Here is a 20,548-nt window from a genome sequence, read left to right as displayed (position 1 = left end):
GTCAGCCCTGCTTGAACAGCCCTTCGGGCTTGCAAAGAAGTATGAACGCCATCAGCAGGTACACCAGCACGCCTGCCGCGGACGGGAACAGCACCTGGCCGAAGGTTTCCACCACCCCCACCAGCATCGCGGCCAGGAAGGCGCCACGGATCGAGCCTATGCCGCCGATCACGACCACCACGAAGCAGATGATGAGTACACCGTTGCCCATGCCGGGGTAGACCGAGGACACCGGCGCGGCGATGCTGCCCGCCAGGGCCGCCAGCGCCACGCCGGCCGCGAACACCAGGCGGTAGAGCTTGTTGATGTCTATGCCCAGCGAGCCGATCATTTCGCGGTTGCTGGCGCCCGCCCGCAGCATCATGCCCAGCCGCGTGCGCGTGATGACCCAGTACAGCAGCAGCGCCACCGCGATGCCGACGGCCGAGATGAACAGCCGGTAGACCGGATAGGTCATGACATCGCCCAGCGCGATGCTGCCTTGCAGCCAGGCGGGCAGGGGCACGCCGTGCACGTCGTTGCCCACCAGGATGCTGCGCAGCTCTTCGAAGACCAGGATCAGGCCGTAGGTCATCAGCACCTGCTGCAGGTGGTTGCGCTTGTACAGGTAGCTGAAGAAGGCGGCTTCCAGCAGATAGCCCAGTGCGCCGGCGGCCAGCACGCAGATCGCCAGCGTGGCCAGGAAGCCGCCGCCCAGCCAGCGGTCGACGGCCGGTCCCAGCGCGAACGCCATGTACGCGCCTATCATGTAGAAACTGCCGTGGGCCAGATTGATGATGCCCATGATGCCGAAGATCAGCGTGAGTCCGCTGGCCACCAGGAACAGCAGCAAGCCGTACTGGAATGCGTTCAGGCTTTGGATGAGCAGGATGCTGATGTCCATGGGGCCTCCCTGTGGCGGATTGCGGTCAGCGTCAGAGCTTGCAGCCGCGGGCCGGATCGGCCAGCTTCTTCACCGCGACATCGACGACCTTGTTCTCCAGCCCGTCGACGCGGCGCAGATAGATGTCCTGCACCGGGTTGCCGGCGCTGGACAGCGTGAAGGGGCCGCGCGGGCTGTCCACCGTGGCGCCGCGCATGGCCTTGCGGAAGTCCTCCTTCTTGGCGAAGTCGCCCTTGACCGCGGCGAGGCCCGACTGCATTAGCTGCGCCGCGTCATAGCCCTGCACCGCGTACACATCGGGCTGCGCCTTGTAGGCCTTGCTGTAGTCGGCGCGGAAGGCGTTGTCGCGCGGCGTGTTCAGGCCGTCGGCATAGTGCAGGGTGGTCAGCAGGCCTTGCGCGGAAGCGCCCTGGGCTTCGAGTGTGCCGTCGGTGAGGAAGCCGGAGCCGTACAGCGGGATGGTCTTGCCCAGGCCGGCTGCATGGTAGTCCTGCACGAACTTCACGGCCCCGCCGCCTGCGAAGAACGTGAACACCATGTCCGGTTTGAGCGCCGCGATCTCGGTCAGCAGCGGCTGGAACTCCACGTTGGGAAACGGCAGGCTCAGTTCCTTCACGACCTTGCCGCCGGCCTTCTCGAAGCCTTCCTTGAAGCCGCCGATGGCTTCATCGCCGGCCGCGTACTTCCAGGTGATGGTAACGGCCGTCTTGTGGCCCTTGGCAAAGGCCACCGGGCCCATGGCGTAGGCGGGCTGCCAGTTGGTGAACGAGGTGCGGAAGATACCCGGGCTGCACAGCGGGCCGGTGATGGCATTGGCGCCCGCGTTGGTCACGATCAAGGTGGTGTCGGCATCCTTGGCGGCCTTGGCCAGCGCCATCGCCACGCCCGAGTGCACGGTGCCGATCAGCACGTCGACCTGGTCGCGCTTGATCAGCCGATTGGCGTTTTCGGCGGCCTTGGCGGGATTGGACTCGTCGTCCACCTTGAAGTATTCGATCTCGCGTCCGCCCAGCTTGCCGCCTTGCTCGGCGACGTACAGCTTGAAGCCGTTCTCGATGGCGTTGCCCAGCGCGGCGTAGGTGCCGCTGTAGGGCAGCATGAAGCCGACCTTGATCTTGTCGGCGGCCTGGGCGCCGGTGGCGGCGAGCGTCAGAGCCGCGGCGAGCGCAGCCCGGGTCAGGGCGTGGTTCATGGTTAGTCTCCGTGCTTGTTATGGGCCGACGCGAGGTCAGCGGGGTTGTGCCAGGCCGCCGACGAAGCCGGCGATGGCCTGGATAACGCGGGCCGGCTGGTCCTTGTGCGCAGAATGGCCGCAGTCGGGGATTTCCAGCAGTTCGGTCTGGGGCGCGAGCCGGCGTATGCCGCGGATCTGCGCCAGGGTGCCGTATTCGTCGTCCAGGCCCTGGATGGCAAGCACTGGACAGGCGATGCGGGACAGGTATTCGTCCAGGTTCCAGCGGCGGAACGCGGGGTCCAGCCAGATGTCGTTCCAGCCCCAGAATGCCGAGTCCGGGTCCGCGTGATAGCGGCCCAGCCGGGCGCGCAGGTCGGTTTCCAGATAGGCCTGGCGCGCCTGCGCGATGCTGGCGACCGAGACGTCTTCGACCAGGATGTGCGGGGCCGCGGCCACCACGCCGGCGACGGCGTCCGGATGCATCGCGGCGTACAGCAGAGCGATGGAGCCGCCGTCGCTGTGGCCAAACAGTACCGGCTTGTCGCGCGCGGCGTCCACGTCCAGGGCGCGCAGCAAGGCGGGCAGCACCTCGCGCGCCTCGGTGTGCATGAAATCCACCGGCCGTTTTTCTTCGGGTGGCCGTGGCGTCGATTGCCCGTAGCCGTAGCGCGAATACACCAGCCCGCGGCAGCCGGCCGCCTCGCAGACGCGCCGGGGCCAGTCCTTCCACATGGACACCGAGCCCAGCCCTTCGTGCAGGAACACCAGCAGCGGCGCGCCGGCGCGATCGGACTCGAGCCACTGGCATTCCAGGCGCAGGTCGCGCCCGCCGGCATGGAACTCGGCAAAGACGGTCTCGGCCACGTCGCACGCGCTCATAGCGTGGCCTCTTCCAGCTGGCGCAGGCGGAAGCGCTGTATCTTCCCGGTGGCGGTCTTGGGCAGTTCCTCGGTGAAATTGATCTGGCGCGGATACTTGAACGGCGCCAGGTGCTGCTTCACGTAGTTCTGCAAGGCGGCGCCGGTCTGGGCGTCGGGCTCGAAGCCGGGACGCAGCACCACATAGGCCTTGGTCTTGACCAGGCCGTCATGGTCCGGCACGCCGATCACCGCGGCTTCCAGCACGGCTTCGTGCTGCACCAGGATGTTCTCGACCTCGACCGGCGACACGTACTGGCCGCTGACCTTGATCATGTCGTCGCTGCGTCCGGCATAGGTGTAGTAGCCGTCCGCGTCGCAGGTGTACTTGTCGCCGCTCTTGAGCCAGTCGCCCAGGAAGCATTGGCGGGTCTTGTCGCGGTTGTTCCAGTACATCAGGGCCGCGCTCGGGCCTTTGATGTAGAGGTCGCCGATGGCGCCGGGCGGCACCAGGGCGCCGCTGTCGTCGCGCAGCTGCACTTCATAGCCGGGCACCGGCTTGCCCGTGGTGCCGTAGCGCAGCTGCCCGGTCTGGTTGGAGATGAAGATGTGCAGCATCTCGGTGGAGCCGATGCCATCCAGGATCTCGCAGCCGAAGTGGCGCGTGTAGCGTTCGCCGATGTCGCGCGGCAGGGCTTCGCCGGCCGACGTGCAGATGCGCATGGCCACCTGTTCGCGCGGGGGCAGGTCGGGCGAGGCCAGCATGCTGGCGTACAGCGTGGGCACGCCGTAGAACACCGTGGGCCGGTGCCGGGTCAGGCGCTGGAACACCGCCTGCGGCGTGGGGCGTTCGCCCATCAGGATGACGGTCGCGCCGACCGATAGGGGAAAGGTCAGCCCGTTGCCCAGGCCATAGGCGAAGAACAGCTTGGCGGCCGAGAACACCACGTCGTCCTCGCGGATGCCGAGCACGGGCTTGGCATAGAGTTCGGCGGTATGCCACAGGTTGCCGTGGGTGTGGACCACGCCCTTGGGCTTGCCGGTGGAGCCGGAGGAATACAGCCAGAAGGCGATCTCGTCGGACAGGGTGCGCGCCGCGGGCGCAAGCGGCGCCGCCGCCAGCAGCGATTCGAATTCGCGCGCGGCCTCGGGCAGAGGGCCGGCCGGCTGCGAGACCACCAGATGTTCGACGTCGGCCGAAGCCTGCGCCAGCGCCGCCTGCACCACGGGCAGCAAGGTGCCCGACGCGAACACGGCGCTCACGCGGCTGTGGCCGATGATGTAGGCGTAGTCGTCGGCGGTGAGCAGGGTGTTCACGGCCACCGGCACCACGCCCGCATGCAGCGCGCCCAGGAATACCACCGGCCAGTCGACGCTGTCCTGCATCAGCAGCAGGATGCGCTCCTCGCGCCGCAGGCCCAGCTGGCGCAACGCGCCGGCCATGCGCGCCACCCGCTCCGCCAGTTCGCCGTAGCTGATCTGGCGCGTATCGTCGATGTAGGCCGGCTTGGCCGCGCGCGGCGCGTTGAGCGCCGCCAGGTGGCTGGCGAAGTTGAGTTCGGCGGGACAGGCGTTCACGGTTGTCTCCTGATGTCCTGTGGGTGGGGGCCGCGCTATGTGTGTTTTTCTGGCGGCAAGGCGGCGCTAGGACCGCGTGAATTCGATGGCGCCGCCCGGCAGTAGGTACAGCACCAGGGCGCGGCCGCCGCTTACGGTCGGACTGTGCGCGCTGCCGGGGCTGTAAACCAGCCAGCCAGCGCCTTGACCGTCGAAACGGGCGCCGTCGGTCAGCGGCATGATCATGTCGATCTCGCCATTGGGATGGGCGTGGTGGGGGCCGGCCAGGTCGTTCATGTCGACCACGTCCACCGAGCAGTCCGCCAGGTCCGGCGCCGGCTTGATGACGCGGCCGTAGCGGATGCCGCCGCCTTCGCGGTTGCACATCCAGCCCTCGGCCACGCCCTGCCTACAGGTGGCGTATATCTCCTGGAACAGGGCGCTTTGCGGACCGGCCTCGCGGTTCAGGCTTTCCTGCAGCGCGGCGTCCAGCGGCTGGCCTTGCGTCAGGCGCGCGACCTCGCGCATCAGGGCATGGAATTGGTCAGGCGTACTCACCGGGCTCCTCCTTTACACTGTCGGCGCTTCAGAATCGAGATGAAATCGACTGCTGTTTTTTTGCGCATGAGCCGAGCCGCTTTGGACTCGATGAAGGAAAAATAGTGCTTCCATTGATTAGGGTCAAGCACTATAGTGCATAAAACGTGGTAATCAGGGTTTTTGCGGAGTCACGTAAACATGAATCAAGCGCTAGACGCGGCGCCATCCGAACCCAGGCGGGAAGCGTTCCTGGTGGCATTGGGCGAGCGGGTGCGCCGCCTGCGGGCTATACGCGGCATGACCCGCAAGAGCCTGTCGCAGGTGACCGGCGTATCGGAACGCCACCTCGCCAACCTGGAGCACGGGGTGGGCAACGCCTCCATCCTGGTGCTGCTCCAGATCGCCCGGGCCTTCAACTGCGCGCTGGCCGAACTGGTGGGCGACGTCACCACCGAATCGCCCGATTGGCTGCTGATACGCGAACTGCTCAGCGGCCGCACGGAATCCGACCTGCAGCGCGCGCGCGAGGCCCTGACCCAGCTGTTCGGGGTGGGAGCGGGCGCGCAGCGCCCCAATCGCACCCAGCGCGTGGCGCTGATCGGCCTGCGCGGCGCGGGCAAGTCCACCTTGGGCCAGATGCTGGCCGACGATCTCGGCTATCCCTTCGTGGAGCTGAACCGCGAGATCGAGCGCGTGGCGGGATGCAGCATCCTGGAGATCCACAATCTGTACGGCCCCAACGCCTATCGCCGCTACGAACGGCGGGCGCTGGAAGAAGCCGTGCAGATCTACCCGGAAATGGTACTGGCCACGCCAGGCGGGCTGGTGTCCGAGCCCGCCACGCTGAACCTGCTGCTGGCGCATTGCTATACGGTTTGGCTGCGCGCCACGCCCGAGGAGCACATGGGCCGGGTCATGGCGCAGGGCGACTTCCGCCCCATGTCGGGCAACAACGAGGCCATGGCCGACCTGAAGCGCATCCTGGCCGGGCGCGAGGCCTTCTACGCCAAGGCCGACTTGACCTGGGTCACCAGCAACCTGGAGGTGCAGGAGAGCTTTGCCGGCCTACGTACCCAGGTGCGCAAAGCCTGCGGCCTGCCGCTATAGGCTGGCTCGATGCCGGCCTGGCCGGCAATATGCATTTTTGTGCATGCCCCGCTTGACGGGGCTTTTTTTGTCCTCTAATCTGCACAATAATTCATGTAGTGCAGTATTTTTCCTGTTTTGGCAGGCGTACGAGGAGACACACTATGAGCAGCACCCTCAATCGGGTTGATTTCCGGACCGATCCCGAGCAGTACCGCCACTGGCGCCTGAGCTTCGACGGCCCGGTTGCCACGCTGGCCATGGATGTCGCCGAGGACGGCGGCCTGCGTCCGGGCTACAAGCTCAAACTGAATTCCTACGACCTGGGCGTGGACATCGAACTGCACGACGCCTTGCAGCGCATCCGTTTCGAACATCCGGAAGTACGCACCGTGGTCGTGACCAGCATGAAGGACCGCATTTTCTGTTCCGGCGCCAATATCTTCATGCTGGGTTTGTCCTCGCACGCCTGGAAGGTGAACTTCTGCAAGTTCACCAACGAAACCCGCAACGGCATCGAAGATTCCAGCCGCCACAGCGGGCTGAAATTCATTGCGGCGCTTAATGGCGCTTGCGCCGGGGGCGGTTATGAGCTGGCGCTGGCCTGCGACGAGATCATGCTGATTGACGACCGCTCGTCCGCCGTCGCGCTGCCCGAGGTGCCGCTGCTGGGCGTGCTGCCGGGCACCGGCGGCCTGACCCGCGTGACCGACAAGCGCCGCGTGCGCCACGACCACGCCGACATCTTCTGCACCCTGGTCGAAGGCGTGCGCGGCCAGCGCGCCAAGGACTGGCGCCTGGTGGACGAGGTGGTCAAGCCGGCCCGCTTCGAGGAGGCCGTGCGCGAACGCGCGCAGGCGCTGGCGCAGGGCAGCGACCGCCCGGCCAGTGAGCAAGGCATCGCGCTGACGCCGGTGCAACGTACCGAAAGCGCCGACGGCCTTTCCTACCGCTATGTGGATATCCAGTTGGACCGCGAGAAGCGCCAGGCCACCTGGACGGTCCGCGCGCCCGAAGGCGCGGTGGAAACTGAACTGCGGGACATCGTCGCTGCCGGCGCCGCCTGGTGGCCCTTGCAAATGGCGCGCGAACTGGACGACGCCATCCTGACCATGCGCACCAATGAGCTGGACATCGGCACCTGGACCCTCAAGACCGAGGGCGACGCCGCGTTGGTGCTGGCTGCCGATGCCGCCCTGCAACAGCATGCCGACCACTGGTTCGTGCGCGAAACGGCCGGCATGCTGCGCCGCACGCTGGCGCGCCTGGACGTCACCTCGCGCAGCCTGTTCGCGCTGATCGAGCCGGGCTCCTGCTTTGCCGGCACCTTGCTCGAACTGGCGCTGGCCGCCGACCGCAGCTACATGCTGGACAACGAGGACGAATCCGCGCCCGCACAGATCGTGGTGGGCGCGCGCAATTTCGGCGCCTATCCCATGGTCAATGGGCAGAGCCGGCTGCAGCGCCGCTTTTACGAAGAGGAAGGCCCCTTGGAAGCGGTGCGCGCGCGCGCGGACCAGCGGCTGTCGGCCACGCAAGCGCTGGAGCTGGGCCTGGTCACCTACGCGCCCGACAACATCGATTGGGACGACGAGGTGCGAATGATGCTGGAAGAGCGCCGCGCGCTCTCGCCCGACGCCCTGACGGGCCTGGAAGCCAATCTGCGCTTCGGCGGCCAGGAAACGATGGAGACCCGCATTTTCGGCCGGCTCACCGCCTGGCAGAACTGGATCTTCAACCGCCCCAACGCCGCTGGCGACAAGGGCGCGCTCAAGCTGTACGGCAAGGGTGAACAAGCCGCATTCGACTGGAACCGGGTCTGACGGCCCCGCGACACCGCGCCGCGTGACCGCGGCCATCCCAAGGAACAGGAGCGAGACATGTCTGGAATCAACTACAGCGATAAGATCCCCAACAACGTCAATCTGTCCGGCGACCGCACCTTGCAGCGCGCGCTGGAGCATTGGCAGCCCAACTACCTGCAGTGGTGGCAGGACATGGGACCCGACGGCTCCCATGGCTTCGACGTCTACCTGCGCACGGCGGTCAGCGTGCAGCCGGACGGCTGGGCGCACTTCAACCACGTCAAGATGCCGGATTACCGCTGGGGCATTTTCCTGGCGCCGCAGGACGGCCAGCGCAAGATCCATTTCGGCGAAAACATGGGCCGCGACGTCTGGCAGGACGTACCTGGCGAGCACCGCGCCAACCTGCGCCGCATCATCGTCACGCAGGGCGACACCGAGCCGGCTTCGATCGAGCAGCAGCGCCACCTGGGCCTGACTGCGCCATCGCAGTACGACCTGCGCAACCTGTTCCAGATCAACGTCGAGGAAGGCCGCCACCTGTGGGCCATGGTCTACCTGCTGCACCGCTACTTCGGCCGCGACGGCCGCGAAGAGGCCGATGCGCTGTTGCAGCGCAGCTCGGGGGATTCCGACAACCCGCGCATCCTGGGCGCATTCAATGAGAAAACGCCCGACTGGCTGGCCTTCTATATGTTCACCTACTTCACCGACCGCGACGGCAAATTCCAGCTGTGCGCGTTGGCGGAGTCCAGCTTCGATCCGCTGGCGCGCACCACCAAGTTCATGCTGACCGAGGAAGCGCACCATATGTTCGTGGGCGAGTCCGGCATCTCGCGCGTCATCCAGCGCACCTGCGAGGTCATGAACCAGCTCAAGACCGACGATCCGGCTAGCGTGCGCGCGGCCGGCGTGATCGACCTGCCCACCATCCAGCGCTATCTGAACTTCCATTACAGCGTCACCATCGACCTGTTTGGCGCGGACCAGTCGTCCAATGCCGCCATCTTCTACGGCTCGGGCCTGAAGGGCCGCTACGAAGAGAGCAAGCGCACCGACGACCACCAGTTGAAGAACGACACCTACCGCGTGCTGACCGTGGAAAACGGCCAGCTGCGCGAGACCGAGGTGCCGATGCTGAACGCCTTGAATGAAGTGCTGCGCGACGACTTCATCCGCGATTCGGTCGCCGGCATCGGCCGCTGGAACAAGGTCATCGAAAAGAGCGGCGTGCCGTTCCGGCTGCAGGTGCCGCACAAGGCCTTCAACCGCCAGATCGGCACGCTGGCCGGCATACGCATGTCGCCCGAAGGCGAGATCCTTTCCGAAGCGCAATGGCAGGCCAACAGCCACAAGTGGCTGCCCACGCCCGAGGACCGCGCCTTCGTCGCATCGCTGATGGGCCGCGTCACCGAGCCGGGCAAGTTCGCCAACTGGATCGCGCCGCCCGTCATGGGCATCAACCGCCAGCCGGTGAATTTCGACTACGTCCGTTTCAACTAAAGCGGGGCGGCGGCCGCGCCCGCGGCCGCCTACCGGAGCATGGGGAAGACCGAGATGAACGCTCCCTTACCAGCAGAAGTCCTGAAGCAGCATCTGATCGATCCCGAGATCTGCATCCGCTGCAATACCTGCGAAGAAACCTGTCCGATCAAGGCGATCACCCACGATTCGAACAACTACGTGGTGGATCCCGAGATCTGCAACGGCTGCATGGCCTGCGTGCCGCCTTGCCCCACGGGGGCCATCGACAATTGGCGGCTGATGGTGCGCACCGAAGCCTATGGCCTGCAGGAACAACTGGGCTGGGAAGAACTGCCGGGCGAGAAGGCGCTGCCTGAAGCCATGGCCGCAGCCCCCGCAAGCGACGAGCCGGATGCGGCCGAGGCAGCCATTGCGTCGCCGCCGTCCGTCGCGCCCGGCGCCACCGTTCCGCCCTGGTCCGCGGCCCATCCCTACGTCAACCTGTACACGCACAAGGCGCCGATGACGGCTACCGTGGTCGGCAACTACCGGGTGACCGGCGCCGACACGGAAAGCGACATCCACCATATCGTGCTCGACTTCGGCGAACTGCCGTTTCCGGTGCTTGAAGGGCAGTCCATCGGCATCCTGCCGCCGGGCGTGGACGCGCAGGGGCGGACGCATCACGCACGCCAGTATTCGCTGGCCAGCCCGCGCGACGGCGAGCGGGCGGGCTACAACAATCTTTCGCTGACGGTGAAGCGCGTCACCGAGGACCATGCGGGCGCGGCCGCCCACGGCGTGTGCTCGAACTACCTGTGCGACCTGGCCAAGAACGACAAGGTGCAGGTGATCGGGCCGTTCGGGAATACCTTCCTGATGCCCAACCATCCCCGCGCCAATCTGATCATGATCTGCACCGGCACGGGTTCGGCGCCCATGCGAGCCATGACGGAGCGCTACCGCCGCCGCATCGAGACCGGCGAAAACGGCAGGCTATTGCTGTTTTTCGGCGCGCGTACCGAGCGCGAACTGCCGTACTTCGGGCCGCTGATGAAGTTGCCGCGCGACTTCATCGATATCAATCTGGCGCTGTCGCGCGAGGCCGGACAGCCCAAGCGCTACGTGCAGGACCTGATCCGCGACCGCGCAGGCGCGGTGCGCGAACTGCTGGCGGACCGCAACACCTGCATCTACGTGTGCGGGCTGAAGGGCATGGAACTGGGCGTGCTGGACGCCCTGCGCGAAGTGACGATGCAAGCGGGCCAGGATTGGTCTATCCTGCATGATGCGTTGCGCCGCGAAGGGCGCCTGCATTTCGAAACGTACTGAATCCACAAACATGCGTGGCAATCGGCGCGCCATGGCGCGCCGATTTCATTTGCGGGGGGGAAACCACAAAATGAAGTTCGCCGAGTTCAAGGACGGCATGATCATCAAGGGCGGTCCGGTCACCGTGACGGAGCCCGAGATCCTGGAGTTTGCACGCAAGTTCGATCCCCAGTGGTTCCACACCGATCCCAAGCGCGCCTCGGAAGGCCGCTGGGGCGGACTGATCGCCAGCGGCTGGCACACCTGCGCGCTGGCCATGCGCATGGCGGTGGACGCGGCGCTGCACGATTCCGAATCCTTCGGCTCGCCCGGCCTGGGCGAGGTGCGCTGGCGCACGCCGGTGCGTCCCGGCGACACGCTGCGCCTGGAAGCGCGCGTGCAGGGCGTGCGGACCTCGTCGTCGCGCCCGGACCTGGGCATCATCACCTGGGCCTGGACGGTCCTGAACCAGCACGACGAAGGCGTGCTGGAACTGGACGCGACCAGCCTGTTCGACCTTTCCGGCGAGAACTGAGCGTTGCGCCGTGAGACCTCGGGGCTTCAGGGTCCGAGGTCCGGGGCCGGACTCATGCCCGCGGTCGCGTCCTCGAACCCGCCGCGCTAGCGCTTGGCTGCCTGCTTGAGAATGGCGGCCGCGTCCGGACCGGCTGCGGCCTTCCATGCAGTTACCGAGTCCGCAGCCGCATCCTTCAGCGCCTTGCGCACGGGCAAGGGCACGGACGTATTGATCGCCACGCCATTCTTGCGCATGTTGGCGTAGTTCTGCTGCAGTCGCCCGTCGATGCGCTTCCATTGATCGGTTTCGGTCTGCGCCGCGGCCTGGTCGATGGCGCGGCGCGTGCGCGCGTCCAGCGCCTGATAAGCCTGCAGGTTCATCGTCGCCACCGAGATCGGCATGGCGTAGTTGATCTCGGCGAAGTTGGGCAGGTGTTCCCACAGCTTGCGGCCTGCGCCGCCGTCGCCCGACGACAGCACCGCGTTCACTTCGCCCGAGGCGATCAGCGGCATCGCATCCGCAAAGGAGACATTGCGCGCCTGGGCGCCGGCCTTCTGCATGACGTCCTGCGAGGTGGCGTCGTAGGTGCGGATGCTCAGTTTTTTCAACGCCGCCACGCTGTCCAGCTTCTGCTTGGACCAGATGCCCGACGCCGGCCAAGGCGTGGTGTAGAGCAACTTCTGCCCGTGCGCCGCCAGCAGTTTTTCATACGCGGGCCTGGCGGCCTTGTTCAGATTGCGGGCCTTGGACAGAGAGTCCGCCAGAAAGGGCAGGGACGACACGCCGAACAAGGGGTATTTGGTGGCCAGCGCGCCGGCGAAAGCATCGCCCGCATCCACCTTGCGCGCCTGCACCGCATCGATCATATCGGCCGACTTGATCCCCTTGGATGCGTCATAGCTGGCGTCGATGACCACCTTGCCCGCCGTCTTGGCGCGGACCAACTCGGCAAAGGTGGAGACGCCTTGCCCGGGCATGGAGGTGGCCGGGTACTCGGTGGTCATCGTGAGGGTGGTGGCGGCGTAGGCGCCATGGGCGACGAACGCCATGGCGACGCCCGTCATCAGGCGTAGGGTAGAACAGCCTTGCATGCGCGGCTCCTGGTCGGGTGGGAAACCTGGTCCGGACACGGGGGGCGCGGGAGCGCCGGGGCGCGCGTGCCTGGCCGATGCCGCAAAGCGTACGGCTTGCGCAAGCGCTCGCCTATACGGGCTTTCGGCAATGTGCGGGTTTGTTTCTGGGTGACAGCGCTGACGGGGCGGTCGCGGAGTTTTCAATGAAGCAAAAACCATGCATTGATGCGTGGTTTTTGTAATGCAATATATTGTAATTACTGGAAGAATTGCTAGCTGTGAATTCAGGTCACCTGGTGAAATATATCTCCATATTGAGGGTAGAGTATGAAACTCGAAGATCGCATGAGTCGCTCGATCAAGCAGCGCGCTAGCGTCGTCGTCTTGCGCTCCGACTTTGCTGAGATGGCGAGCGATTCTCAGATCGGACGCGTTTTGGCCCGCTTCGTAGACGAGGGCAGGCTTGTTCGCGTGAGCAAGGGGGCCTTTGCCAAGACACGCATCAACAAGTTCACGGGCAAGGCAACGCCCGCCGGAACGCTGGAAATGATTGCCGAGGAGCTTTTTCGCAAGCTCAAGATATCTGTGGAACCGAGTGCGCTCGTGGCCGAATACAACAGTGGCAAATCGACGCAGATTCCCATGGGGGCGACTGTCAGTACCGGGCGCCGACGCATCACGCGGAAAGTGACAGTAGGGAGCAGCACGCTGACGTATGAAAAGAATCTCAGACGAACTGAAGTCTGATATTGAAGACGCCGCCACAGCGGGGCTGCTAGGCGCCTTGTCGCCTGCCGTCGCTGAAAAAGACCTGCACATCACTGACGCGCTGCGAGTGCTGGCCCAGATCAAGGTTACGCATATTGCGCATCAGAAAGACCGTAAAAAAAGGGATTCCAGGCCCGAGTCCATCACCGTGACTACACGGTTGGTCTTCGCTGGCGGGACATGCCTTTCCAAAGCGCACGGTCTGGTTCAGCGGATGTCCGAGGACATAGACATCAAGGTTGCGCTGGAAGATGTACCGGAAGGGTACGTGCTGCAAGACGGGCACACAGACCGGGCTCGGCTGGGCAAATTGCATCGGCAGGTGGAGCGTTGTCTCGCGGAGATCGGCTTCAAACTTGTGGCGCGTGATGACGAGGAGAACCCCGTTGCGCGCGACAGCCGTCGCTACTATTGCCTATTGATTTCGTATGCGGCGTATTTCCAGGACGTATCTGGTGCGCTGAGGCCCGAACTCAAGCTTGAACTGGTACATCGTCCTCCCGTGTTAACGGCTGAAATTCGCGAAATGGGCTACATGTTTGACGGCTTTGTTCCGCGCGTAGCGCCTCTGCGCTTTTCGATGGCGTGCATCACGGTCGCGGAGACGCTCGCAGAGAAAGTGCTATCACTGTTGCGTCGCTGCGCCTGGAGTTGGGATGGGCATCAACGTGGTGAGTACGATGCCGCCTTGGTCCGCCATATCTACGACGTCTGGCGTATTGCAGAAAATAGGCCCGATGCCTTGACCGCGGCCTGCCAGATCTTTGCGGAATTGGTCCGAAAGGAGATGGACGAATTCCGAGGTCAGCATCCCGAGTTTGATCAAGACGCATACTCGGTGCTGCGGCGGACATTATTTGCTGCTGCCGCCAATGAAGGACTGAAGACGAATTTCGAGCAGCGTCTGAAGCCGTTGCTGTACGCTGCGCAGAAGCCGGAATTCGAGACATGCTATGCGGCCTTCGCGTGTGCTGCGGAGCAGTTGCTGGGTCATGCCGCCTGACTGCTACCTTCCAAAAAGTCCCGGTGTCCAGGACGCGTCGCGTGGCGCTCGTTGTCCAGCGGGTGGGGACGAATCCCGGCGCCGGAGCCGGGGCAAAAAAAAACCGCCCCGAAGGGCGGTGTCGTCAGAACCAATCAGACTATCAATAGAACGCCTGGATGCCGGTCTGCGCGCGGCCCAGGATCAGGGCGTGCACGTCGTGGGTGCCTTCGTAGGTGTTGACCACTTCCAGGTTCACCAAGTGGCGGGCCACGCCGAATTCATCGGAGATGCCGTTGCCGCCGAGCATGTCGCGCGCCAGGCGGGCGATGTCCAGCGCCTTGCCGCAAGAGTTGCGCTTCATGATGGAGGTGATTTCGACGGCGGCGGTGCCTTCGTCCTTCATGCGGCCCAGGCGCAGGCAGCCTTGCAGGGCCAGCGTGATGTCGGTCTGCATGTCGGCCAGCTTCTTCTGGATCAGCTGGTTGGCGGCCAGCGGGCGGCCGAATTGCTTGCGGTCCAGCGTGTACTGGCGGGCGGTGTGCCAGCAGGCTTCGGCGGCGCCGATGGCGCCCCAGGCGATGCCGTAGCGAGCGGAGTTCAGGCAGGTGAACGGACCCTTCAGGCCGGACACGCCGGGCATCATCTGGTCAGCGGAAATCTCCACTTCGTCCATGACGATTTCGCCGGTGATCGAGGCGCGCAGGCCGACCTTGCCGTGGATGGCCGGAGCCGACAGGCCCTTCATGCCCTTTTCCAGGATGAAGCCGCGGATCTTGCCGTCGAAGTCGCCGCCGACGCACTTGGCCCACACCACGAAGACATCGGCGATGGGGGAGTTGGTGATCCACATCTTGTTGCCGGAAACCTTGTAGCCGTCGGCCGTCTTGACGGCGCGGGTTTCCATGCCGCCGGGGTCGGAGCCGTGGTTGGGTTCGGTCAGGCCGAAGCAGCCGATCCATTCGCCGCGGGCCAGCTTGGGCAGGTACTTCTGCTTTTGCGCTTCGCTGCCGAATTCATTGATGGGCACCATCACCAGCGACGACTGCACGCTCATCATGGAGCGGTAGCCGGAGTCGATGCGTTCGACTTCGCGGGCGATCAGGCCGTAGCTGACGTAGTTCAGGCCGGCGCCGCCGTATTCGACGGGGATGGTGGCGCCCAGCAGGCCCAGTTCGCCCATTTCGGAGAAGATGGCCGGGTCGGTCTGTTCATTGCGGAATGCGTTCAGCACGCGCGGGGCGAGCTTGTCCTGCGAATAGGCCAGGGCGGCGTCGCGCACCATGCGTTCTTCGTCGGTCAGTTGCTGGTCCAGCAACAGGGGGTCTTGCCAGTGAAAGGAAGGATTCGAGGACATGCTGGGTCTCCGCTATGGATTTCGGAATGCTAGAAAGTTTAAACCTAAAATAATTCGGGCGGCAAGCAGCGATTGGAACGGCCGGCGCGCGGCGCCGCCGTTCCGTCCCGCCTTCAGTGCTGCGCCTTGAGCGCCGCGTCGCGGATCTTTTCCAGGGTCGTACCCGGGGTGATGGTTTCCGGATCGATGAAGCAGTGCAGGATGGCCGGCTTGCCGCTGGCCAGGGCGCGTTCGAAGGCCGGGCCGAACTGCTCGGTGGTCTCGACGCGTTCGCCGTGCCCGCCGAAGGCGCGCGCGTAGTCGGCGAAGTCCGGATTCTTCAGCGCGGTCGCGGAAATGCGGCCGGGGTAGTGCTTTTCCTGGTGCATGCGGATCGTGCCGTACATGCCGTTGTCCACCAGCACCACGACGATGGGCAGGTCGTACTGCACCGCCGTCGCGAACTCCTGGCCGTGCATCAGGAAGCAGCCGTCGCCCGCGAAGCAGACCACGGTCTTGTCGGGCGACACCCGCTTGGCGCCGACGGCCGCAGGCAGGCCGTAGCCCATGGAGCCCGAGGTGGGCGCCAGCTGCGTGCCGTAGCGCGTGAATCGGTGGAACCGGTGCAGCCAGGTGGCGTAGTTGCCTGCGCCGTTGGTCATGATGGCGTCGGCCGGCAGCGTCTTTTCCAGGTAGGCCATGACCTGGCCCATCTGCAACGCGCCGGGTGTGGTGATGGCGCCGGGATCGCTCCATTTCAGGTACGACTCGCGCATGGCTTGCGTGCCGGCGGCCCAGGCGGGCTGGGCCGGGGCCTTCAGGCCGGCCAGCGCCTGCGCGAAGGCGGCGGGCGAGGTATTGATGGCCAGGGTGGCGCGGTAGACGCGTCCCAGCTCGGCGGTATCGGGATGCACGTGCACCAGCTTCTGCTTGGGCACGGGGATGTCCAGCAGGGTGTAGGCCTGGCTGGGGTTTTCCGACATGCGGCCGCCCACCAGCAGGATCAGGTCCGCGTCGGAGACACGCTTGAGCAGCGCCGGGTTGATGCCCAGGCCCACGTCGCCGATGAAGCAGGGGTGGTCGGCCGGGAACAGCATCTGGCGGCGGAAGGACACCGCGGTGGGCAGGGCGTGGCGCTGCGCGAAGTCGGCGAACTGTTGCACCGCGCGGGCGTCCCAGCGCGTGCCGCCCAGGATGGCGACCGGATTCCTGGCTTCGGCCAGCAGCTTTTCCAGGTCGGCCAGTTGGCCGGCCGTGGGCGCGGAGTCGATGACTTCGTAGCGCGGCGCGTCGGCCACCTTGGCGGCTTCGACCAGCATGTCTTCGGGCAGTGCGATCACGACCGGGCCGGGACGGCCCGAGGTGGCGATATGGAAGGCGCGCGACACCAGTTCGGGAATGCGTTCGACCTGGTCGATTTCGGTGACCCACTTGGCCTGCGTGCCGAACACGGCGCGGTAGTCCATTTCCTGGAAGGCCTCGCGTTCGCGCATGCCGCGCTCGATCTGGCCGACGAAGAGGATCAGGGGGGTGGAGTCCTGCTTGGCGATGTGCACGCCGGCCAGCGCGTTGGACGCGCCGGGGCCGCGGGTCACCATGCAGATGCCGGGTTCGCCGGTCAGCTTGCCGTGGGCATCGGCCATCATGGCCGCGCCGCCTTCCTGGCGGCACACCGTGACCTTGATGTCCGCATCGTGCAGGCCGTCCAGCACCGCCAGATAGCTTTCGCCGGGAACACAGAAAACATGTTTGACGCCCTGTGCAACCAGCTGGTCGACCAGGATGTGACCGCCAAGGCGGGATTCTTGCTGGGACATGGGGGTGGTAGTCATGATGAGCCGAGGTTAGGACATCCGAGCATAATGTTCCTTGATCGCACAATGCAATTGATAAAATTGCACAATCTATTGACCCACCGGCACGACCGGCCATGCTGCGCCGCGACAAGATGCGCGCGGCCCGGCGCGGCGGCGTCCACCGGCACCAGGCGGTTCCCGCGACATGAGAAACGGCATTCCCAATCTGAGCGCCTTGCAGGCGTTCGAAGCTTCGGCCCGCCTGGGCAGCTTTTCCCGCGCCGCCGAGGAACTGTCCCTGACACACAGCGCGGTCTACCGGCAGGTGGCCAGCCTGGAGTCGCGCCTGGGCGTGCAGCTGTTCACGCGGGTGCGGCGGCGCATCGTGCTGACTGATCACGGGGCGGAGTACGCCGGCCGCATCCGGCACCACCTGGACCAGATTGAAAAAGACACCTTCGGCCTGGTCAGCCGCACCGGCATGGGCCGTAGCATCCATATCGCCGTGGTACCCACCCTGGCGACGACTTGGCTGATACCGCGCCTGGCCGACTTCCAGCGCGAACATGGCGACATCACGGTCAGCCTGTCCGTGCGCACGCTGCCGTTCCAGTTCAAGGATCAGCCCTTCGACGGCGCGCTGTACCACGGGGACGGATTGTGGCCGGGCACCCAGGGCGTACTGCTGTTCCCCGAACGCGAACTGGTGCCGGTGTGCGCGCCGGAACTGGCGGCGCGGGCGGCGGAGCCGGGCGCCAGCGCCCTGTCCGGCATGACTCATCTGCATCTGGCGTCGCGCCCTGACGCCTGGCGCCAGTGGTATGCGGCCAACAGCCATCTCTATGGTCCCCACGCCGCTGGCGGGCCGCGCTACGAGCTCTTCACCATGGTGATGGCGGCGGTGCAGGCCGGCCTGGGAGTCGGCCTGATGCCGCGCTTCCTGGCTCAGCCCGCGCTGGACCAGGGCACGCTTGCGATGCCGGTGCCGCAATCGCTGGCGGTCAGCCAGGGCTATTACTTCGGTTATCCGCAACGCAGCGAGCGCTCCGACGCGCTCCAACTCTTCGAGAGCTGGCTGAAGACAGCCGCCGCCGGCGTGGGCGGACGCTGAGCCGTAGAATCCAGGCATGTCCGCATCCCGCCCGCCGCTTGAATCCCAGGCCGATATCGACGCTTTCATCGACGCCGTCTGGCTCGAGGATGGCCTGTCGGCCAACACTCTCGCCGCCTACCGGCGCGACCTGACGGGCTTCGCCCGCTGGCTCGAAGACCCCGAGGCCTATGCCCGCGAAATGGCCGACCGCCATGGCGATGCCGCGCAGGCCCACGCGCTGCCTGCGGGCCCCGCCAAGCCCCTGCGCGATGCCGGCAAGGCTGACATCGAAGCCTGGTTCGCCTTCCGCCACGAGGAAACCCGCGCCACCACGGCCAACCGCAGGCTGGCCGCGCTGCGCCGCTTCTATGCCTGGGCTTTGCGCGAACACCGCGCCGAACGCGACCCCTGCCTGACGCTGATCGCTGCCAAGCAGCCGCCGCGCATGCCCAAGACCTTGTCCGAGCAGCAGGTGGACGCCTTGCTGCGCGCGCCCGACCTGGGGCAGGCCCGCGGCCTGCGCGACCGCGCCATGCTGGAAACGCTGTACGCCACGGGGTTGCGCGTGTCCGAGCTGGTGGGCGTGCGCGCGCTCGACGTGAGCCTGAACGAAGGCGTGGTGCGGGTGGTGCTGGGCAAGGGCGGCAAGGACCGGCTGGTGCCGCTGGGCGCCGAGGCCGCGCATTGGATCGACCTCTATCTGAAGTCCGGACGCCCGGAGCTGGCGGCCGGACGCGTGAGCGATGCGCTCTTCATCACCGGCCGGGCCGAAGCGATGTCGCGCCAGGCGTTCTGGCAGTTGGTGAAGAAGTACGCCCTGCTGGCCGACGTGCGCGCGCCGCTGTCGCCGCACGTGCTACGGCACGCCTTCGCCACGCACCTGCTGAACCACGGCGCCGACCTGCGCGTGGTGCAGATGCTGCTGGGGCACGCCGACATCTCCACCACGCAGATCTACACGCACGTCGCGCGCGAACGCCTGAAGGCGCTGCACGCGGCGCACCATCCGCGCGGCTAGCCTGACGCGGTTTACCTACTTCTTCCTTCACGCATTCTCATGAGCAAAGCCCGCCACGTTTCGGAAACGCCCGCTACCCAGTTCCTCAAGCAGAACAAGGTCGCCTACACGGAACACACCTACGACTACGTGGATCATGGCGGCGCGGGCGAAGCCGCGCGCCAGCTGGGCCTGGATCCGCATGCGGTGGTCAAGACCCTGGTGATGGAGGACGAGTCCGCCAAGCCCCTGATCGTCGTCATGCACGGCGACCGCGAGGTTTCCACCAAGAATCTGGCGCGGCAGGCCGGTCTCAAGCGGGTCGAGCCCTGCAAGCCCGAGGTGGCGCAGCGCCATTCGGGCTACCAGGTGGGCGGCACCTCGCCCTTCGGCACGCGCAAGAAGATGCCGGTTTGGGTTGAGGCCGAGGTGCTGGATTACCCCGTGGTCTACATCAACGGCGGGCGGCGCGGGTACCTGATAGGCATCGACCCCAAGGTGCTGGTTGCGCTGCTGGGAGCCAAGGGCGTGTCCGTGGCGCTGGAGTAGGGCGCGTTTGCGTGGGCGTGGTATTCCCATACCACCTCCTGGGTCGGCGGCCGCGCCACAATAGGGGCGTAGATCAAGAACCGGAGCCCGGCCACGGGCGCTGAACCGGCTTTACGCCATCCCTAGGAGACACACATGAGCAAGCGACTGTTGATGCTGGTCGGCGACTACGCCGAGGACTATGAAACCATGGTGCCGTACCAGACCCTGCTGACGGTGGGGCACACCGTGCATGCGGTATGCCCGGACAAGAAGGCGGGCGACACCATTGCCACCGCCATCCATGATTTCGAGGGCGCGCAGACCTACACCGAAAAGCGCGGCCACAATTTTGCGCTGAACTACGACTTCGACCGCGTCGAGCCCGCCTCCTACGACGGTCTGGTGATTCCGGGCGGCCGCGCGCCGGAATACCTGCGCCTGAACGAAAAGGTGCTGGACATCGTGCGTGCCTTCGACCAGGCCGGCAAGCCCATCGCGGCGGTCTGCCACGGCGCGCAACTGCTGGCCGCGGCAGGAATCCTGAAGGGCCGCACCTGCTCCGCCTATCCCGCGTGCGCGCCGGAAGTGCGCCTGGCGGGCGGTACCTACGCCGAGATCGGCATCGACCAGGCCTACACCGACGGCAACCTGGTGACGGCACCGGCCTGGCCCGCGCATCCGGCCTGGATGTCGCAATTCCTGGCGGTGCTGGGCACGAAGATCACGCCCTGACCTCCGGCAGCAAAAAAAGCGCCAGGGGCGGCAACCTTGCCGCCCC

At 65.8% G+C, this 20,548-nt stretch carries 19 protein-coding genes; 11 read left to right on the top strand and 8 right to left on the bottom strand.

All coding sequences use genetic code 11. The annotated features are described in order from the left end of the window. Position 1 precedes the first annotated feature (1 nt). The 5 genes from AC6LKD_RS22780 to AC6LKD_RS22760 form a co-directional block, all read right to left on the bottom strand. Positions 2–883: a branched-chain amino acid ABC transporter permease gene (locus AC6LKD_RS22780; protein WP_013395648.1), complete on the bottom strand. Its 882-nt coding sequence runs from the start codon at positions 881–883 to the stop codon at positions 2–4. Positions 884–914: 31 nt separating this feature from the next. Continuing rightward, complete coding sequence (locus AC6LKD_RS22775; protein WP_013395647.1) at positions 915–2,075, bottom strand: ABC transporter substrate-binding protein; 1,161 nt, start codon at positions 2,073–2,075, stop codon at positions 915–917. Between the two features lie 36 nt (positions 2,076–2,111). After that, on the bottom strand, positions 2,112–2,936 hold the full coding sequence (locus tag AC6LKD_RS22770) for an alpha/beta fold hydrolase (RefSeq protein ID WP_498117538.1): 825 nt from the start codon (positions 2,934–2,936) through the stop codon (positions 2,112–2,114). Further along, positions 2,933–4,492 (bottom strand): benzoate-CoA ligase family protein, encoded by a 1,560-nt coding sequence (locus AC6LKD_RS22765; RefSeq protein WP_013395645.1) that lies wholly within the window; start codon positions 4,490–4,492, stop codon positions 2,933–2,935. Before AC6LKD_RS22765 ends, AC6LKD_RS22770 begins: the two co-directional genes overlap by 4 nt. 66 nt (positions 4,493–4,558) lie before the next feature. Beyond that, positions 4,559–5,029, bottom strand: coding sequence for a DUF4863 family protein (locus tag AC6LKD_RS22760; protein ID WP_492276498.1), 471 nt, complete (start codon positions 5,027–5,029; stop codon positions 4,559–4,561). A gap of 180 nt (positions 5,030–5,209) precedes the next feature. On the opposite strand from AC6LKD_RS22760, the gene AC6LKD_RS22755 reads away from it, so the two are divergent. The 5 genes from AC6LKD_RS22755 to AC6LKD_RS22735 all read left to right on the top strand — a co-directional run bounded on the left by AC6LKD_RS22755 (position 5,210) and on the right by AC6LKD_RS22735 (position 11,212). Continuing rightward, a complete protein-coding gene (locus tag AC6LKD_RS22755; protein WP_006221123.1) occupies positions 5,210–6,118 on the top strand; it encodes a helix-turn-helix transcriptional regulator in 909 nt (302 codons plus the stop codon). A gap of 143 nt (positions 6,119–6,261) precedes the next feature. Then, positions 6,262–7,920, top strand: coding sequence for a 2,3-epoxybenzoyl-CoA dihydrolase (gene boxC / locus AC6LKD_RS22750; RefSeq protein ID WP_013395642.1), 1,659 nt, complete (start codon positions 6,262–6,264; stop codon positions 7,918–7,920). Positions 7,921–7,977: 57 nt separating this feature from the next. Continuing rightward, positions 7,978–9,405: a benzoyl-CoA 2,3-epoxidase subunit BoxB gene (gene boxB / locus AC6LKD_RS22745; protein ID WP_492276499.1), complete on the top strand. Its 1,428-nt coding sequence runs from the start codon at positions 7,978–7,980 to the stop codon at positions 9,403–9,405. 54 nt (positions 9,406–9,459) lie between these two features. Beyond that, positions 9,460–10,698 carry a benzoyl-CoA 2,3-epoxidase subunit BoxA gene (gene boxA, locus AC6LKD_RS22740; protein ID WP_498117537.1) on the top strand — a complete coding sequence of 413 codons (1,239 nt, stop codon included), beginning with the start codon at positions 9,460–9,462 and terminating at the stop codon, positions 10,696–10,698. Between the two features lie 70 nt (positions 10,699–10,768). Continuing rightward, positions 10,769–11,212 (top strand): MaoC family dehydratase, encoded by a 444-nt coding sequence (locus tag AC6LKD_RS22735; protein ID WP_207465459.1) that lies wholly within the window; start codon positions 10,769–10,771, stop codon positions 11,210–11,212. Between the two features lie 86 nt (positions 11,213–11,298). Here AC6LKD_RS22735 and AC6LKD_RS22730 read toward each other — a convergent pair whose 3' ends face one another. Then, the gene (locus tag AC6LKD_RS22730) at positions 11,299–12,285 is read right to left on the bottom strand and encodes a TRAP transporter substrate-binding protein (protein WP_498117536.1); all 987 of its coding nucleotides are present in this window, start codon (positions 12,283–12,285) and stop codon (positions 11,299–11,301) included. Positions 12,286–12,594: 309 nt separating this feature from the next. Here AC6LKD_RS22730 and AC6LKD_RS22725 point away from each other — a divergent pair, with 309 nt between their 5' ends. Both AC6LKD_RS22725 and AC6LKD_RS22720 read left to right on the top strand, forming a co-directional pair. After that, positions 12,595–13,014, top strand: coding sequence for a DUF6088 family protein (locus tag AC6LKD_RS22725; RefSeq protein ID WP_498117535.1), 420 nt, complete (start codon positions 12,595–12,597; stop codon positions 13,012–13,014). Continuing rightward, the gene (locus AC6LKD_RS22720; RefSeq protein WP_498117534.1) at positions 12,983–14,038 is read left to right on the top strand and encodes a nucleotidyl transferase AbiEii/AbiGii toxin family protein; all 1,056 of its coding nucleotides are present in this window, start codon (positions 12,983–12,985) and stop codon (positions 14,036–14,038) included. The genes AC6LKD_RS22725 and AC6LKD_RS22720 overlap by 32 nt, the downstream gene beginning before the upstream one ends. Positions 14,039–14,180: 142 nt before the next feature. On the opposite strand, the gene AC6LKD_RS22715 is transcribed toward AC6LKD_RS22720, so the two are convergent. Both AC6LKD_RS22715 and AC6LKD_RS22710 read right to left on the bottom strand, forming a co-directional pair. Next, a complete protein-coding gene (locus AC6LKD_RS22715) occupies positions 14,181–15,374 on the bottom strand; it encodes an acyl-CoA dehydrogenase (RefSeq protein ID WP_013395635.1) in 1,194 nt (397 codons plus the stop codon). Positions 15,375–15,487: 113 nt separating this feature from the next. Continuing rightward, positions 15,488–17,170 carry a thiamine pyrophosphate-binding protein gene (locus tag AC6LKD_RS22710; RefSeq protein ID WP_498117533.1) on the bottom strand — a complete coding sequence of 561 codons (1,683 nt, stop codon included), beginning with the start codon at positions 17,168–17,170 and terminating at the stop codon, positions 15,488–15,490. 184 nt (positions 17,171–17,354) lie between these two features. Here AC6LKD_RS22710 and AC6LKD_RS22705 point away from each other — a divergent pair, with 184 nt between their 5' ends. From AC6LKD_RS22705 to AC6LKD_RS22690, 4 genes are all read left to right on the top strand, one after another. After that, entirely contained in the window at positions 17,355–18,260 is a 906-nt protein-coding gene (locus tag AC6LKD_RS22705) for a LysR substrate-binding domain-containing protein (RefSeq protein ID WP_498117531.1), read from the top strand. Positions 18,261–18,276: 16 nt separating this feature from the next. Continuing rightward, positions 18,277–19,260: a site-specific tyrosine recombinase XerD gene (gene xerD / locus AC6LKD_RS22700; RefSeq protein ID WP_013395632.1), complete on the top strand. Its 984-nt coding sequence runs from the start codon at positions 18,277–18,279 to the stop codon at positions 19,258–19,260. Between the two features lie 39 nt (positions 19,261–19,299). After that, positions 19,300–19,788, top strand: a complete 489-nt coding sequence (gene ybaK, locus AC6LKD_RS22695) for a Cys-tRNA(Pro) deacylase (protein WP_013395631.1) — start codon at positions 19,300–19,302, stop codon at positions 19,786–19,788. 135 nt (positions 19,789–19,923) lie between these two features. After that, a complete protein-coding gene (locus AC6LKD_RS22690) occupies positions 19,924–20,502 on the top strand; it encodes a DJ-1/PfpI family protein (RefSeq protein ID WP_207465449.1) in 579 nt (192 codons plus the stop codon). Positions 20,503–20,548: the final 46 nt, after the last annotated feature.

Source organism: Achromobacter sp. D7-1, from assembly GCF_059760445.1.
The sequence above is the reverse complement of the archived record's forward strand: the minus strand, read 5'-3'. Positions and strand labels throughout refer to the sequence as shown.

Coding starts and splice junctions, on each gene's coding strand:
- AC6LKD_RS22780 (WP_013395648.1), bottom strand. CDS start 883: ATGGACATCAGCATCCTGCTCATCCAAAGCCTGAACGCATTCCAGTAC.
- AC6LKD_RS22775 (WP_013395647.1), bottom strand. CDS start 2,075: ATGAACCACGCCCTGACCCGGGCTGCGCTCGCCGCGGCTCTGACGCTC.
- AC6LKD_RS22770 (WP_498117538.1), bottom strand. CDS start 2,936: ATGAGCGCGTGCGACGTGGCCGAGACCGTCTTTGCCGAGTTCCATGCC.
- AC6LKD_RS22755 (WP_006221123.1), top strand. CDS start 5,210: ATGAATCAAGCGCTAGACGCGGCGCCATCCGAACCCAGGCGGGAAGCG.
- boxC (WP_013395642.1), top strand. CDS start 6,262: ATGAGCAGCACCCTCAATCGGGTTGATTTCCGGACCGATCCCGAGCAG.
- boxB (WP_492276499.1), top strand. CDS start 7,978: ATGTCTGGAATCAACTACAGCGATAAGATCCCCAACAACGTCAATCTG.
- boxA (WP_498117537.1), top strand. CDS start 9,460: ATGAACGCTCCCTTACCAGCAGAAGTCCTGAAGCAGCATCTGATCGAT.
- AC6LKD_RS22735 (WP_207465459.1), top strand. CDS start 10,769: ATGAAGTTCGCCGAGTTCAAGGACGGCATGATCATCAAGGGCGGTCCG.
- AC6LKD_RS22730 (WP_498117536.1), bottom strand. CDS start 12,285: ATGCAAGGCTGTTCTACCCTACGCCTGATGACGGGCGTCGCCATGGCG.
- AC6LKD_RS22725 (WP_498117535.1), top strand. CDS start 12,595: ATGAAACTCGAAGATCGCATGAGTCGCTCGATCAAGCAGCGCGCTAGC.
- AC6LKD_RS22720 (WP_498117534.1), top strand. CDS start 12,983: ATGAAAAGAATCTCAGACGAACTGAAGTCTGATATTGAAGACGCCGCC.
- AC6LKD_RS22715 (WP_013395635.1), bottom strand. CDS start 15,374: ATGTCCTCGAATCCTTCCTTTCACTGGCAAGACCCCCTGTTGCTGGAC.
- AC6LKD_RS22710 (WP_498117533.1), bottom strand. CDS start 17,170: ATGTCCCAGCAAGAATCCCGCCTTGGCGGTCACATCCTGGTCGACCAG.
- AC6LKD_RS22705 (WP_498117531.1), top strand. CDS start 17,355: ATGAGAAACGGCATTCCCAATCTGAGCGCCTTGCAGGCGTTCGAAGCT.
- xerD (WP_013395632.1), top strand. CDS start 18,277: ATGTCCGCATCCCGCCCGCCGCTTGAATCCCAGGCCGATATCGACGCT.
- ybaK (WP_013395631.1), top strand. CDS start 19,300: ATGAGCAAAGCCCGCCACGTTTCGGAAACGCCCGCTACCCAGTTCCTC.
- AC6LKD_RS22690 (WP_207465449.1), top strand. CDS start 19,924: ATGAGCAAGCGACTGTTGATGCTGGTCGGCGACTACGCCGAGGACTAT.